We start from the raw sequence: 14704 nt of genomic DNA, 5'->3' as shown, positions 1-14704 counted from the left end.
TATCACCGGATCAGGAAAGCCTTTTTAAAGCGCCTCACTGTACCTTCGGGATGATATATTTCAGCATAAAAGATATAGACACCTGTCTGTAGCGGGCTTCCGTTGCAGCCAATACCTCCCCATGTGATTTCGCCGGATGTGCCTAACAACTCATGATGGGATATCTCGGCTACACGCTGGCCGGAGGTATTGAAAACGAAAGCGCGACAGCTATATCCCGGACGGTCGAGCAGGTAGGAAACGGTATAACTGCCGGACTCTTCTATCCAGACAGGAGGTTCTATCCCCGTGGAACTTCCGGACGAAGCATCTTTATATTGGGAGTTTTGATAGCCGGGCGTGCCGTAACCTGCCGTTGCGGAAGCGGAGGTCCAGTTTGCCGCGTCTTGCGTAACGGCATCCGGATCGATACGTTCGAGGGCGACTCCTTTTTGGTTCTTGATAGAGTGGGCGTGCCATTTCGAGGAATAGGCGACTTCATCTATTACCGTTTCATCCGCAGAACGGAATAAGACCAAAGTAGAAGATGTATTGGCAAGAACCGGAAGTTTGGCCAACCCGCAGAGGGCGGAGGGATCGGCAATATCATAGAAAGAGGTAACGCCTTCCAGGTTCTTAGTCAGGAGGAGATAACTTTTTGCTTTCAGATCATGCGGGACAGCGGCTAAAGGATAGCGAGTGTTGAGTGTTCCGTCCGATTTACGGGTGGCAACAGAGAGAGCGGACAGAGACAAGGGGTTATCCGAACGGTTGTATAACTCGATATATTCGCTGCCCCCGGCGTACGGATCGGGTAAGAGTTCGTTAATGATGATGTCTCGGGGCTGAACCGGGTCTGTGGTCACCGGAATGTCGGGTTCATCGGGATTATCCGGGCTATCCGGTTCGTCTGGATTTACAGGCGGTTCTTCTTCTTTGTCGGGAGAGGAATTGACTGAACCGGGGGTTCCGCCACGTGGGTCAGTGGAAAGATGCCAGCCTGAAGCAGAGCGCTCCCAGGATTTGCCGGGGCTGGCTTTTGCATAGGTTACGGAATCGATTAAAGTTCCGGAAGCATTATATAGATGTAAAGATGCTCCCTGGTCGTTCAACGCTGGAAACTTTTCTATCGGAATCAGCAATACCTTATCATCGACCGACAAAGATTTTCCACTGCTATATAAAACGACATAGTTACCTGCATCCAGGGTTACATCAGGCAACACTTTGACTTTCTTGCCCGTTACATTCTTGTATTCCCATCTGCTCAAGGATACAGGAGCGGATGTGTTGTTATACAATTCCACATACTCAACCATTCCCGGTGCATCTCCCGGCTTTGCCATCACTTCATTTATCAGAATAGAACCTGGTAAGAGATCACCGGTATTATTTCCTTCCTCCTCATCCGGTTCTTCATCTTCCACCTCAAACTTCACTTCTTCCGAATAATCGGCAAGGTTATTTCCCGACAGATCTGTCACTCCCTGATAAGAGATTGTATATTGTTTGCCGGCTTCCATCTCATCCTCGAAGAGTGCATTCACAGCGGTTTTCTTTTCTACGTCCACATAGGTTTTCCGATAAGCCGCCCCGATTTCGGAAATATGGAAAACGGCCTCTCTTATTTCGACAGGTTTATCAAAAGTATAGCACAACATGGAAGTTGAGACAGGCTCAACACTAAGCAGTTGCGGAAGTTCTGCGGGAGAAGGTTCGGGTTCTTCCGGTTCAAGCGGAGTCGGGGTGATCTGATCAGAAACACATACATTATCAATACAAAACAAGTCACTTCGACTCTTCGTATAATAAAATGTAAAAATCATATTCCCCCGTTCCGGTGGAACGGTAATCGCATACATACCACTTCCTTCCAACTTATAATTGGCCTTACCTTCGGTTCGGCTGTACAATGTCCACTGTTCATTATTTTCCAGTGTCACTTTGATATGTAAAAGTAACGGTATGTCTGCAAAGTCCGTGCGCGGTGCAACCAATTCGGCTTTTCCATGACGCATCAATCCCAACTCTTTCGTCCCCGTATTCCCAATGCGCACATAATAATAACGCTCTACATTTTCCTGATACAAATATACACATAACTTATTGGCATTACTCGGCGCCTGCTGCATATACACATCAAACTCCCATTGCATATTTGCCGAATACATAATGTTCTTTCCTATAGACAGATTTCCTGCCCAGACGGGCTTTATCGCAAGTTGAAGCCTCCCCTCTTCATTAATTTTAAATGAATCCCGATCCTTGCCGATCCAGTCAGAACCCAACTCCGGCCCATTAAACATCTCATTTACCTGTGAAGCCACACAAAAAGGAAGTAATACGAAGAGAAAAAGAATAAATTGTTTCATAGTCTGATAGTTTTGTTTATAAAATGTATATCTTTGCACCCCAAAGCGTTGTAACGGAGGAAGCGCAGTGCTTTCTGTACACGCTGTAAAGTTATACTATTTTTTTTATAAACAAATTAATTAGTGCTCAAAATGAAAGTAGCAATTGTTGGAGTGAGTGGAGCCGTAGGACAGGAATTCCTGCGCGTACTCGACGAGAGAAACTTCCCGATGGATGAGCTGGTGCTTTTTGGCTCATCTCGCAGTGCCGGACGTGTTTATACTTTCCGTGGTAAACAGATTACCGTCAAGGAGCTTAAGCATAACGACGACTTTAAGGGAATCGATGTTGCTTTTGTTTCGGCCGGTGGCGGTACTTCTGTCGAGTTTGCAGAAACCATCACAAAACATGGTACTGTGATGATCGACAATTCCAGCGCATTCCGCATGGATAACGATGTACCTTTGGTAGTTCCCGAAGTGAACCCGGAAGATGCACTGAATCGTCCGCGCGGGATCATTGCCAATCCGAACTGTACCACCATCCAGATGGTCGTTGCATTGAAGGCAATCGAAAACCTGTCGCACATCAAGCGTGTACACGTATCTACTTACCAGGCTGCCAGCGGTGCAGGCGCAACAGCTATGGCCGAACTGGTGAAACAATATGAACAGCTGCTGAAAGGCGAAGAACCGACTGTGGAAAAATTCGCTTATCAACTGGCTTACAACGTAATTCCCCACGTAGACGTATTTACGGATAACGGCTACACGAAGGAAGAAATGAAGATGTATAACGAAACACGCAAGATCATGCACTCCGACATCGAAGTGAGCGCGACTTGTGTACGTGTCCCGGTTATGCGTGCCCACAGCGAGGCAACCTGGATAGAGACAGAACAGCCGGTCAGCGTGGAAGAAGCCCGCAAGGCTTTCGCTGAAGCCGAAGGTGTTATCCTGCAGGACGAACCGGCAAAGAAAGACTATCCGATGCCATTGTTCATCGCCGGAAAAGATCCCGTTTACGTAGGTCGTATCCGCAAGGACATTACCAACCCGAACGGCCTGACTTTCTGGACCGTAAGCGACCAGATCAAGAAAGGCGCAGCCTTGAATGCCGTACAGATCGCAGAATATTTGTTGAAAGTAAAGAATATCGGATAAACGATATTTAAATATACAGAAAAGAGGATAGCTTTAACGCATCCTCTTTTTTTATGCCATTTCCTTTAAGCCCTCTTCCAATGTATGCGGGCGATAGCCTAAATCGCGTTTCGCTTTTTCGATAGACAATCCGCTATAGCGGGGACGCGGCGTTGTCTCCTTCATTTCCTCCGTCGTAACCGGATGGATCAGGGAACGGTCCAGACCGAAATAATCGGCTACACGATATGCCATTTCGGCAATAGAGAGATGTTCAGCACCGCAGATGTGATAAATGCCGGAATTGCCGGAATGCACCAGCCGTTCCACTCCATCGGCGATATCCGCCACCCAGGTCGGCGTGCGGTATTGGTCGGAGACGGCACGGATCTCCTGCCCTGCCTCCAAGCGGTTCTTGACTAATTGCAGGATATTGCCATGCTGTCCGGGCAAGGCTTTCCCGTAGACGACAACCACACGGGCAACCGCATAGTTACGACAGATCCTTGCAACCGCCTGCTCGCCCTGATATTTGGTCAGTCCATAGTAGTTAAGCGGTGCGGGCGTATCTTCTTCCGTATAGAGGCGGTCGCTTTTCCCGTCAAACACAAAATCCGTCGACAGATGGATAAAGCGGCTTCCCTGATGCCCACAACAGTGTGCCAGGTTCTCCACCGCCGCCACATTAATCGCATACGCCTCTTCATGATGCTGCTCGCAGTAATCAGGGACGGAAAGAGCCGAGCAATTGATAACAACATCGGGGCAGACATGATCGAACAAGGCCTCCACCGCCGGATAATCATTAATATCCACCCGGACAAACGTATGTTTTCCTCCCGGCCGGATATCCGGATGAAGGGAACAACCGACAACCTCGCAGGCTCCATTCTCCGAAAGGCTATCCAGGATTCTACGCCCTGTAAACCCGTTTGCTCCTATAATCAGTATCTTTTTCATCAGAACGTATAGATCAGGACCCCCAGCACACGGTGGTTCGTCACCGAATGCGTGTTCTCTATTTTACCATTTTCAGCATTCATATCTCCATACCAAGCAAGCGAGGGACTGTATTCCACTCCTAACTTCCAGTGAGGGAGGTTATAAGAGAGTTGCAGATTCGTTGTAAACACTTGGTCCACATCTAAGCCGACGCCATAGGTCGGTCCGGCGATCGTCTTTCCCGTTCCTAAGTTCTTCAGGTATCCGACAAAGATTCCCGGTTTCCATTTCTTGCCATAGACCACATTCAACCAGGTCATGGAATGGCGGTAAGGCGTATATTCCTGCTCCCCGGTACGCGGATCGACGGAGGTTACCGCATAACCGCCCAACATACAGGCTTGCGTCAGGTTGGAAGCCAGCAAGGTCTTGCCGGCAATCAACCAATCCTGAGTCGTATATTTGGCATGCGCCTCGAAAGAAAGGGAGGTCACGCGCTCGTTCACTTTATACACACGGTCGTCCACCGTCGTCTGCCGGCGGGGTTTCAAGGACAGCATTTCCATACCGACGCCGGCAATCAATCCGTCCACCTTATAATCAGCCGAAACATAGACTTCCGGAATGCAACTGTTCTTGATATATTCCTCGCTCTTTCCGTTTGGGCCGGCAGACAGATATTGCAACTGCCAAAGCACCGCCCCCGTCAGTTGCAACCCCTTGCCGGACGTGTACCGGTAACGGATTTGCGGGCTACGGTTAAACGGCTGGAAAGGCGCGCCGGTCGAAAGGTTCAGCATCTGCGGAAACACATCGCCGAACAGCGGATGCCAGGTTTGCCCAACCAACACCGCCGACTTTCCCCAGTCCAGATTGACATAAGCATGGCGGATACGCAAGACCGCCCAGTTACTCCCCGAACCGCGGAAGTCCGCCTCCAGCTTGGCAGTCGTCACGGCTTTTCCGATGTCCGGTCCCTTCACATCCACTCCCAGGCGGGAATAAAGCAGGTAAAAACTCCCGTTTGCCGTGGCATTCAGGTCATTGCCATCGGCATCCAAATTCTTGTCTTTCGGATAAAGGTGGAATAGCCCGTCCACAATTTCAGCATTGGCACGTGAATTATAAAACAGGTCGCCACGCACCTGTCCATAAAATTTATAAGAAAAATTCTTTTTCTGAGCATAACCGGCCATAACCATACAGAGGGCGGCAAAGAGTAGTACGTATCTTTTCATTTCTATCCTTTCAAATTGGCTGCAAAGGTAAGGAAGTTTGGTCTCACTACAAAATATCTGTTCCAAGGGCTTGAGAATATCATCCTATAGGCACGGGACGGTTTTCCCACAGGCACAGGAAAATTTTCCCATACGCATGAGTATTTTTTCTCATGTTTGTGAGTATTTATTCTCATCATTATGAGAAAAAGTTCTCATACCTGTGGAAACCGTGAGAATTGGGTACGCTGCCAATCAATCACTTAGAAGTAATACATCACAAGTCCCAGTATACGATGGTTCGTGACGCTATGCGTATTCACAACCTTGCCGGAAGCCCTGTCGGTATCGCCGTACCAGGCCGTCGTCGGCATATATTCCATACCGATCTGCCAATGGGGCAGGTTGTAGGAGAAAGCGATGTTGGTGGAGAAGACCTGGTCTATATCCAATCCCATGCCGTATTTGGTGGCGGAGGCCAATGCGTCTGCCGTCCCCATGTTCTTGGTATAGCCCGCAAAGAAATGCCCTTTCCATTTCGTGCCATAGGTGAAATTAACCCAAGAAGTGGAATGGCGGAAAGGCGTATATTCCTGTTCGCCGTTATCGGGGTTGATGGAGCTGATGCCATAACCGCCGATCAGCGCCGTATGGTCGAGGCAGGAAGCCATCAGGCTCTTGGCGGCAAAAGCGAAATTGCGTCCGGTGTATTTGACATGAGCCTCATAGGAGAACGTCGTCATGCGCTCGTTCACCTTATAAGTCTTTTCATTCCAGACCGAAGATGTACGGGGTTTCAGGGAGATCAGATGCACACCGCCACCCGCCAGCCAGCCATTGCCGGAGGTATAATCGGCTCCGGCATAAAACTCCGGTACACAGCTGTTCTTGATATATTCCTCGCTCATTCCGTTCGGGCCGCTCGAAAGGTATTGCAACTGCCAAAGGGCGGAAGCCGTCAGCTTCACCTTCCCCGCCTTATATTGGTAACGTATTTGCGGTTCGCGGTTAAACGGCTGGAAAGGAGCGCCTGTAGAGAGGTTCAGGATATCCGGGCAGACACTTCCGAACAAAGGATGCCAGGTTTGCCCGATCAGGACTTGGCTCTTTTCCCAATCCAGGGCGACATAGGCTTGCCGGATGCGCAGCATCGTGTTGCTGGAAGAAAAGCCTCCGAAATCGACTTCGATCTTTGCCGAAGAACGCGCCGTACCGATATTCGGACCGGTCACATCCACTCCCAGGCGGGAAGTAAAGGTATAAAAACTGCCGTTGGGACCGGCATTCAGGTCCTTGCCATCGGCATCCGGCTTCTTGTCCAGCGGATACAGATAAAAATTACCATCCACCGGAGCCATATTGGCACGTGTATTATAGAAGAGGTCTCCGCGGACGAAGCCGTAGAACTTGTAAGTGAAGTTCTTCTTCTGTGCTGTCGCCGGAAGTAGCATACAGATGCCGGCCAGCAGTAATATCAGCTTTTTCATTCTTATAGTTCGTTATCAGTTTAGCAGAGTTGAGCCGCAAAGATATATATTTTCCTGTATTTCATTTGAAGAACGAAATATTATTTGTTACTTTGCTTCCAAGTTGTAAGCCTTAAAGGCCAAATCGATTAATAATGTAAACTACATAACAACATCATGGAAAGTAAGAAATTTTTACTGCAGGAGAAAGATATTCCTACAGCCTGGTACAATATCGTGGCAGACATGAAGAATAAACCGCTTCCTCCACTGAACCCCAAAACAAAGGAACCGCTTAAACCTGAAGACCTCTACCCCCTGTTTGCCAAAGGATTGGTAGATCAGGAAGTAAACCAGACAGATCCTTGGATCGAGATTCCGGAAGAAGTTCGCGAGATGTATAAGATCTGGCGTCCGACTCCGTTGGTCCGTGCTTATGGTCTTGAAAAGGCACTCGACACGCCGGCCCACATCTATTTCAAGAACGAAAGTGTCAGCCCGGTAGGCTCGCATAAACTGAATTCCGCCATCCCGCAGGCTTATTTCTGCAAAAAGGAAGGCGTAACCAATATCACGACCGAGACAGGCGCCGGGCAATGGGGAGCTTCCATGGCGATGGCTGCCAAACATTTCGGATTGGAACTGGCTGTTTATATGGTAAAAGTCAGCTATAACCAGAAACCCTACCGCCGCTCTATAATGCAGACATTCGGGGCCGAGGTGATCGCTTCGCCGAGTATGAGTACGCGTGCGGGCCGCGACATAATCACCAAGCACCCGAATTACCAGGGAAGCCTGGGAACGGCTATCTCCGAGGCTGTCGAACTGGCAATGCAGACTCCGAACTGCAAATATGTATTGGGTAGCGTGCTGAACCATGTGATGCTCCACCAAACGGTTATCGGCCTGGAAGCTGAAAAGCAGATGGAGATGGCGGGAGAATATCCGGACGTGGTTATCGCTTGTTTCGGTGGAGGTTCGAACTTCTCCGGTATCGCATTCCCGTTCCTGCGCCATAAACTGACACAGGGTAAAGATATCCGCATCGTGGCTGCCGAACCGGCTTCCTGCCCGAAACTGACACGCGGACAATTCCAGTACGATTTCGGAGACGAAGCCGGCTACACACCGCTTCTGCCGATGTTCACCCTGGGACATAATTTCGCCCCGGCCAATATCCATGCAGGCGGTCTGCGCTATCACGGTGCAGGCTCTATCGTCAGCCAGCTGAAAAAGGATGGTCTGATGGATGCTGTAGATATCCAGCAGCTCGAAACATTCAAAGCTGCTACGCTGTTCGCTCAAAGCGAAGGTATCATACCGGCTCCCGAATCTTCCCACGCTATCGCTGCCGCTATCCGCGAAGCAGAACAGGCCAAGATCGAAGGCAAGCCGCGCACGATCCTGTTCAACCTCTCCGGTCACGGTCTGATCGACATGGCCGCTTATGACCAGTATCTGGCAGGCGACCTGACCAACTACGAAGTCACGGATGCCGACGTTGAGAAGAATCTTTCGGAGATAGAGAAGATCATCAAGTAAGAATAATCTAAAAACCGATCATTGTTGTATTCTTACTTTATCCATAGCTATGGTTATTTAATGTTTCAACAAAGATAGAAACATTTACAGATAAACTACATATTCTCGTAAAAAGATGAAAATGGCGCTAATAACAGGGACTCACGTCTTTTGTTATTCGCGCCATTTTCGGTTGTGTCTATGAAATATTTTAAAAATAGGTATTATGAGAAAATGTCGTTATAACTTGTTGCCGGGGCAACCATATTCTGGACATTTAAGCTAAAGTTTTTCTTCTTTCTATCCCACATTCCGTATGTGGTGTTGATTTCCCCTGTTTCTGCGTTATATGAATAAGTCGTCAGATAATAGGGAACCCACTCATCCTTACTCTTATCCCAGCGATATGCCTTCTTCTCCGACACTTTGCCGTTTTCATTGTAAGAAAATTCATATTTAACTTCTTTGTTCAAAAGACCATTGTCATTTAAGAAAATGACCTTTGAAACAATTTTACCATTCTCTTCCTTCGTATCATACATGTACTCTCTGGGAGAGGCTGCGTTCATTGCAAGATTACATAAAAAGATAACTGCAAGAACAAGAATGCTTTTACTTAAAACTGAAGTTTTCATATAATTATTACTTTAAGATTACTTTCAAATTGCGGTGCAAATGTAGCCACCATTCCAGAATCAACCAAACTTCTGCTTACATATTGTCAGCAAATATAGCTTATTTAACAATATTCAAGTTTTTATTCACCTTCACTCACCCGACAAGCTTACATATTGTAAGGATATAGTCATTCATAGCCAAAACATTATGATTCATCGTCCTTAAATTCGAGGATATCCGCCGGTTGGCAATCGAGTTCCTTACAAATTGCTTCAAGAGTAGAAAAGCGTATAGCCTTGGCTTTACCCGTCTTTAAGATCGAAAGATTTGCCGGAGTAATGCCGATACGGTCGGCCAAATCGCCCAACGCAATCTTTCTTTTTGCCATCATCACATCCAAATTCACTATTATAGCCATACTTTACTCCTTTGATTATTCGTTAATTACGACATTACAAGATTCACCATCCGTATTTTCCGGTATTTGCCAGACCGGAATACTCAAACTTCGATTCAAATAATAAATACAGGCAGCAGACAATATCACATTAAGAACGGCAAGCCCGATAAAAGGCATTGTTCCGATCATTTCATATACGGAACGGGCATCCGGGTAATAAATTATAAGCAACGCCGAAATACCATTCACGATCATATTCGAAAGAATACATAAACTCAAACTGCCGGATCGATAATAAAGATATCCCCAAAGCAGCCCGAAAAAGACGACGCTCAGTATAACCGTCAGAAGCAATACCTTCGCAGAACGGAATGACCAGGCCCATGAATCAAGGCAAACGAATTTCTCTGACAGCATATACCAGACAAAAAACACGCTTCCTAAAGACAGAAATCCGATCTGAATAACCAGCAATTTTATAATCTTATCCATATCCATCCTCCTTTAAACCGTCAGATCCTGTTCCTCTTTCAATTTAACTCCTAAAGCAAATATTTCGGCAAAAAGGCCGAACAAGAGAGCAAGGAAAAATATACTATATTGAAACTCGAAGCCAGCAATCTGATAGCCCGGAAAAGAGACATGGCTGTCTTTTAACAACAGAAAGTAGTCCATCCCTGCAAACAAGTTTTTCATAATCCCGACAAACAACAACATCCAGCAGATAACGCGGAGTCTCTTGACATTCGAACGGATAAATATCTGTTGCCGTTGCACATCCCGGATAAAATGGAAGAAAGACAATCCCGCCCAAATAATCAGAAGCAAAGAAACCGGTGTAAAAATCAATCCTATAATAACAGAATAGAGTTCATAGGCCTTATCGGTCTTCATTCCCAAAGCAACACTTCCTATCTGATAAGGTATTTTCCGGTTATCCTCCAATTGCAATGTATCGGGCAAGCTATACGCGACAACAGGGTTCAACGGCACGTCCACCCGGTGTATTTTTCCTTCCGGCTTCTTATCCAAATCACGGCCTGCGCTGTTCCATCCGTCTTTAAAGCCCCGAAAGCCGTTGCCCAACACCACCATAGAAAGAAGCAGTATCAAAATACTCAGTATCCTTATACTTTTCGATTTCATTTTCATTCCCTCCATTAGACCGTCAGGTCTTGTTCTTCTTTCATCCTCAAACCAATTGCAAAAATCTCTGCAACCATTAAAACAAATATTGCAGCAATCATTCCCCGGTAATCAAATGGATTTCCTACAAAAGTATCCGAAGCCTGCTTTTCCACATAATTAATTACAGAAGAAACCAAAGCGTGAAAACCCAACAAATATCCGATCCATCTGAACAAAGTGATATTCTGCCAGACAAAGACAAGTCCCTTATTTATTTTTGAGACAACTATAATCAAGAGTATGCCTGCTATCAACAGTATATTCATATCTACAGCACGAATAAGGACCTCTATCAGAAAACTTTTCTGTGTAGCATCGGTATAAGCCGTACCTTTCCCCATCTCATAGCAAAGCTGTATGGCATCTATATTATTTGATGAAAGAGCTATAATACAAAGCATCACCAACACAAAACACAGGGCATTCAAATTCCGTTTCATCTCAAAATTCTTAAATTGTCAACTCTTGTTCCTCCTTCATCTGTAAGCCGATTGCAAAAATACGGCCTACTAATAAAGCGATCAGTCCCATTATCAATGTCATCGACTGGAAGTCACAACCGATATTATGTTCGTAACCTTCAAGTTCAAACAAACGGATAGAAGCCCAATAGTTCATCAACACATAAGCCTGTGTCAGAACAAATGAGATAAGCAGATTACGTCCGATACGATTCAGGCGGCGGACGTTCAACCAGTCGAATATCACCTCATGATTGATCGCATTGATCAGTTTGTAAAACTGGATAATAGCTTTCACTATAAAGATCAGGCTAATCAGGGTTAAAAGACCTCCGAGCTGTGTAATCCCCAACTCCTTGGATTTCACCCAGACCAAAGTTTTTATCTGGGAAGCAGGATACCACTCCTGATCTCTCTGATTAAATATTTTATCAGAAGTGGCAGCCAGAGATTTAGGCCATAAATTAAGAGCCAGCGGACTCAAGACTTCCGCACTGATATTTGTTACCCCTTGCTCATGCACCTTTTCCGCCTGTGACATTCCGGCACTGAAACCATCTACAAAGGCATTGCCCATTAAATAGATACTCGGGAGCAAAGACAATCCTACAAAGAAGAATATCAATACACAAATCAGATTCAATTGCTTTTTCATAACTTATAGCCTCTCTCTTATTATTATAAACCTTTTATTTCGAACGGCATACGGGCAATAATACCGGATTCCGTTTCGGCTTTACGGATTGTAGAGAACAATTTGAACTGTTCTTCACCCATAACCGACTTAGCCATAGAAACTTTTACTTCGTCCATTTTCTTTTCCATGAATTTGGTAAAGAAGTCTTTCGGGCCGTCTGCTGTCGTAACGGAATACTCCGTCAATTCAGCCAATGCGGCCGCTTCTTTGATTGCGTCGTCCATGCCGCCCAACTGGTCGACCAAACCTCTTTCCAAAGCCTGTTCGCCGGTCCACACACGGCCTTGTCCAATAGAGTCGATCTCGGCTTTCGTCATGCCGCGGCCATCTGCGCAACGAGTCAGGAATAAATCGTAGGTCTGTTCCACACCACGCTGGATCAGCGCCTTTTCATCATCACGCATCGGACGGCTGATGTCGCCCAGGTCGGCAAACGTATTCGTCTTTACGATATCCGTGGTTACACCTAATTTATCAAATGTTCCGGTAAAATTACGGACCACACCGAACACACCGATCGAACCGGTCAGTGTCGTACGTTCAGCCACAATCTTGTTGGCAGCACAAGAAATATAATAGCCACCGGAAGCGGCATAGTTACCCATTGAAACGACGATCGGCTTTTTAGCTTTCAACTCTACCACTTCTTTCCAGATCTGTTCGGAAATATAAGCGCTACCGCCCGGAGAGTTCACACGGAAGACTACGGCTTTTACATCATCGTCATCTTTCAACTTACGCAGTTTCTTTGCCATCTCTTCCGAAATCACCTGTTCGTCGGCACTGAATGGGGAAGAAGAATCTTCGTCTCTGATTTCACCTTCTGCATACAGGACAGCGATCTTATTGTCATTATCTTTTTCTTTTACTTTGATAGAAACTATTTTGTCCACTCCGGCTGTTTTCAGTTTACCCTTCACGTCCTGCCCGGCCATTTCTTTCACACAGTTTTCCACCTCATACCGATAACGAAGTCCGTCTGCCAGTTTATAATCAACGGCATTGGAAGCCTGGCCCATTGCAAGACCTTCATTCAGGTAACGGTTCAGTTCGTCGGAAGAGATATTACGGCTTTTCTCGATAGCGGTTGTCAAGTTTCCCCAGACACTACCCAAGAAAGAGGTCAACTGTTCGCGGTTGGCATCGCTAAATTTTTTCAGGAAGAAGGGCTCTACGGCACTCTTATAAGTTCCTACCTTAAAGATATAATGTTCCACTCCGATTTTTTCAGCCAGCCCGGTAAAGAACAGACCCTGTGATGCAAGCCCTACCAGGGAGACACTGCCTTGCGGGTTCAGGAAAACAGAATCGGCCACGCTACACAGATAGTAAGCGCCCTGTGTGTAGTAATCGCCATAAGAAACGATAAACTTCCCGCTGCTCTTGAAGTCTTCCAGTTCACGACGGATCGCTTCGATCCCTGCAAATCCTGTAGAAAGTGAACCGGCTTCCAGATAAATACCTTTAATATTATCGTTTGCTTTTGCACGGCGGATCGCTTTGATCACATCCGATACAGCCATCTGGCCACTGCTTTCGCCCATCAGTTCGGAAAAAGGATTCTTCACTGCCTGATCAACCAGTACACCATTCAGAGACAGTTTGAACACGGTATTCTTATCAGGCTTGTACTCGGAAGAGCCATCGGCACTGGCAGCTACTCCAATGATAAAAAAGATAGAACCGATTGTTACGATTCCCAAAGCAACCAGCACGCCCAGTGTGGATGCAAATACTGTTTTGAAGAATTGTTTCATAATGTTTTATGTATTTGTTGTTTGTTTCTCAAATAATATTTATCGTTATTCGATATGCAAAAGAATATATTATTTTTGACTCCACCAAATATTTTTATCGTTTTTCGATAAAAATATTATGAATCACATAAAATATATATTGAAATGAGGAATAAAGGGATTGGTAGGGGCAGGTTTGGAACCCACATGATAGGGACAGATAGATTGAACTGTAAATCGGGCAGGTTTGGAACCTGCCCCTACGAGGGCTGTTTGGTTTGAAACAGATCGGTTATGAATGGATGGTTACACTCTTCCTAAATACTCATCCACCGTATAATTCAGGAATTGGTTGAACGGGTATAAGAGTTTGAAATCTTCAAGGGCTTTATCCATCCAATCCGGTGCGAAAAAGAATTCATCCGGTTTGCAGGAGACAACACTAAAGTCTTTATGGCGAAGGATTTCGTCATACCTGAAATCGGAAGGATAACCGGCGGGCATACGTTTCAGGACTTCGCCCTCCATCGTCGGATATGTCTTCTTGAAGGCCGGCTTTTCCATGATGCCGACAAAATCTTCTATATTCTCATAAATATCTTTACGAAGGGCTTTCAACAAGGCCGGCGGCGGACACCAAACACCACCCGACAGCAGGCAACCGCCCGGTTCGAGATGAATATAGTAGCCGGCACGCTCGCTGCCCCGTCCGCCACAGGAAGCCATATAAGCGGCAAAGTGGATTTTATACGGAGTCTTATCAGGAGAAAAACGAATATCCCGATAGATGCGGAACAGGCAATCTTTCGCCTCCAATCCGGCAATTTCCGGATCGAACAGGGCAATCCGGTCAATCAATTGTTGCACTTCGTCGATAAAGCCCTTGCGAAGAGCATCGTAACGGTCTTTATTCGCCTGGAACCATTCCCGGTTATTGTTCTGACGCAGTTCCGTCAGGAATTGTATTATTTCTGCATTCATACCT

14 protein-coding genes are annotated in these 14704 nt (G+C 46.3%); 2 read left to right on the top strand and 12 right to left on the bottom strand.

Features of this window, described 5'->3' with window-relative positions; all coding sequences use genetic code 11:
• Nucleotides 1-2 precede the first annotated feature (2 nt).
• Nucleotides 3-2351, bottom strand: coding sequence for a lamin tail domain-containing protein (locus ACPYIV_RS17305; RefSeq protein WP_425884242.1), 2349 nt, complete (start codon nt 2349-2351; stop codon nt 3-5).
• Nucleotides 2352-2483: 132 nt separating this feature from the next.
• On the opposite strand from ACPYIV_RS17305, the gene ACPYIV_RS17300 reads away from it, so the two are divergent.
• Entirely contained in the window at nt 2484-3494 is a 1011-nt protein-coding gene (locus ACPYIV_RS17300; RefSeq protein WP_293733981.1) for an aspartate-semialdehyde dehydrogenase, read from the top strand.
• Between the two features lie 51 nt (nt 3495-3545).
• Here the strand turns inward: ACPYIV_RS17300 and rfbD are convergent, their stop codons facing one another.
• The 3 genes from rfbD to ACPYIV_RS17285 all read right to left on the bottom strand — a co-directional run bounded on the left by rfbD (nt 3546) and on the right by ACPYIV_RS17285 (nt 7119).
• On the bottom strand, nt 3546-4433 hold the full coding sequence (gene rfbD / locus ACPYIV_RS17295) for a dTDP-4-dehydrorhamnose reductase (RefSeq protein WP_425884240.1): 888 nt from the start codon (nt 4431-4433) through the stop codon (nt 3546-3548).
• Nucleotides 4433-5653 (bottom strand): DcaP family trimeric outer membrane transporter, encoded by a 1221-nt coding sequence (locus ACPYIV_RS17290; protein ID WP_425884238.1) that lies wholly within the window; start codon nt 5651-5653, stop codon nt 4433-4435. Before ACPYIV_RS17290 ends, rfbD begins: the two co-directional genes overlap by 1 nt.
• Nucleotides 5654-5895: 242 nt before the next feature.
• Nucleotides 5896-7119, bottom strand: coding sequence for a DcaP family trimeric outer membrane transporter (locus ACPYIV_RS17285; RefSeq protein WP_293740297.1), 1224 nt, complete (start codon nt 7117-7119; stop codon nt 5896-5898).
• Between the two features lie 156 nt (nt 7120-7275).
• Between ACPYIV_RS17285 and ACPYIV_RS17280 the strand changes: the two genes are divergently transcribed.
• Nucleotides 7276-8640: a TrpB-like pyridoxal phosphate-dependent enzyme gene (locus ACPYIV_RS17280; protein WP_293733985.1), complete on the top strand. Its 1365-nt coding sequence runs from the start codon at nt 7276-7278 to the stop codon at nt 8638-8640.
• A 203-nt stretch (nt 8641-8843) separates the two neighbouring features.
• Here the strand turns inward: ACPYIV_RS17280 and ACPYIV_RS17275 are convergent, their stop codons facing one another.
• From ACPYIV_RS17275 to ACPYIV_RS17240, 8 genes are all read right to left on the bottom strand, one after another.
• The gene (locus tag ACPYIV_RS17275) at nt 8844-9254 is read right to left on the bottom strand and encodes a DUF3836 domain-containing protein (protein ID WP_293740299.1); all 411 of its coding nucleotides are present in this window, start codon (nt 9252-9254) and stop codon (nt 8844-8846) included.
• A gap of 188 nt (nt 9255-9442) precedes the next feature.
• A complete protein-coding gene (locus ACPYIV_RS17270) occupies nt 9443-9655 on the bottom strand; it encodes a helix-turn-helix domain-containing protein (protein ID WP_293733987.1) in 213 nt (70 codons plus the stop codon).
• 15 nt (nt 9656-9670) lie between these two features.
• The gene (locus ACPYIV_RS17265) at nt 9671-10129 is read right to left on the bottom strand and encodes a hypothetical protein (RefSeq protein ID WP_425884235.1); all 459 of its coding nucleotides are present in this window, start codon (nt 10127-10129) and stop codon (nt 9671-9673) included.
• 12 nt (nt 10130-10141) lie between these two features.
• Nucleotides 10142-10783 (bottom strand): DUF2975 domain-containing protein, encoded by a 642-nt coding sequence (locus ACPYIV_RS17260; protein ID WP_293733989.1) that lies wholly within the window; start codon nt 10781-10783, stop codon nt 10142-10144.
• Between the two features lie 14 nt (nt 10784-10797).
• The gene (locus tag ACPYIV_RS17255) at nt 10798-11265 is read right to left on the bottom strand and encodes a DUF2975 domain-containing protein (protein WP_300761956.1); all 468 of its coding nucleotides are present in this window, start codon (nt 11263-11265) and stop codon (nt 10798-10800) included.
• Nucleotides 11266-11275: 10 nt separating this feature from the next.
• The gene (locus ACPYIV_RS17250) at nt 11276-11941 is read right to left on the bottom strand and encodes a DUF2975 domain-containing protein (RefSeq protein ID WP_293733991.1); all 666 of its coding nucleotides are present in this window, start codon (nt 11939-11941) and stop codon (nt 11276-11278) included.
• Between the two features lie 23 nt (nt 11942-11964).
• Nucleotides 11965-13740 (bottom strand): signal peptide peptidase SppA, encoded by a 1776-nt coding sequence (sppA, locus tag ACPYIV_RS17245; protein ID WP_293740303.1) that lies wholly within the window; start codon nt 13738-13740, stop codon nt 11965-11967.
• Nucleotides 13741-14025: 285 nt separating this feature from the next.
• On the bottom strand, nt 14026-14700 hold the full coding sequence (locus tag ACPYIV_RS17240) for a DUF2461 domain-containing protein (RefSeq protein WP_425884231.1): 675 nt from the start codon (nt 14698-14700) through the stop codon (nt 14026-14028).
• Nucleotides 14701-14704 lie beyond the last annotated feature (4 nt).

The sequence above is a fragment of the Parabacteroides vesiculifaciens genome (assembly GCF_049860805.1).
Taxonomy (GTDB): Bacteria; Bacteroidota; Bacteroidia; order Bacteroidales; family Tannerellaceae; genus Parabacteroides.
The sequence above is the reverse complement of the archived record's forward strand: the minus strand, read 5'-3'. Positions and strand labels throughout refer to the sequence as shown.

Coding starts and splice junctions, on each gene's coding strand:
- ACPYIV_RS17285 (WP_293740297.1), bottom strand. CDS start 7,119: ATGAAAAAGCTGATATTACTGCTGGCCGGCATCTGTATGCTACTTCCG.
- ACPYIV_RS17250 (WP_293733991.1), bottom strand. CDS start 11,941: ATGAAAAAGCAATTGAATCTGATTTGTGTATTGATATTCTTCTTTGTA.
- ACPYIV_RS17290 (WP_425884238.1), bottom strand. CDS start 5,653: ATGAAAAGATACGTACTACTCTTTGCCGCCCTCTGTATGGTTATGGCC.
- ACPYIV_RS17270 (WP_293733987.1), bottom strand. CDS start 9,655: ATGGCTATAATAGTGAATTTGGATGTGATGATGGCAAAAAGAAAGATT.
- ACPYIV_RS17260 (WP_293733989.1), bottom strand. CDS start 10,783: ATGAAATCGAAAAGTATAAGGATACTGAGTATTTTGATACTGCTTCTT.
- ACPYIV_RS17300 (WP_293733981.1), top strand. CDS start 2,484: ATGAAAGTAGCAATTGTTGGAGTGAGTGGAGCCGTAGGACAGGAATTC.
- ACPYIV_RS17240 (WP_425884231.1), bottom strand. CDS start 14,700: ATGAATGCAGAAATAATACAATTCCTGACGGAACTGCGTCAGAACAAT.
- ACPYIV_RS17255 (WP_300761956.1), bottom strand. CDS start 11,265: ATGAAACGGAATTTGAATGCCCTGTGTTTTGTGTTGGTGATGCTTTGT.
- ACPYIV_RS17280 (WP_293733985.1), top strand. CDS start 7,276: ATGGAAAGTAAGAAATTTTTACTGCAGGAGAAAGATATTCCTACAGCC.
- sppA (WP_293740303.1), bottom strand. CDS start 13,740: ATGAAACAATTCTTCAAAACAGTATTTGCATCCACACTGGGCGTGCTG.
- ACPYIV_RS17265 (WP_425884235.1), bottom strand. CDS start 10,129: ATGGATAAGATTATAAAATTGCTGGTTATTCAGATCGGATTTCTGTCT.
- ACPYIV_RS17305 (WP_425884242.1), bottom strand. CDS start 2,351: ATGAAACAATTTATTCTTTTTCTCTTCGTATTACTTCCTTTTTGTGTG.
- ACPYIV_RS17275 (WP_293740299.1), bottom strand. CDS start 9,254: ATGAAAACTTCAGTTTTAAGTAAAAGCATTCTTGTTCTTGCAGTTATC.
- rfbD (WP_425884240.1), bottom strand. CDS start 4,433: ATGAAAAAGATACTGATTATAGGAGCAAACGGGTTTACAGGGCGTAGA.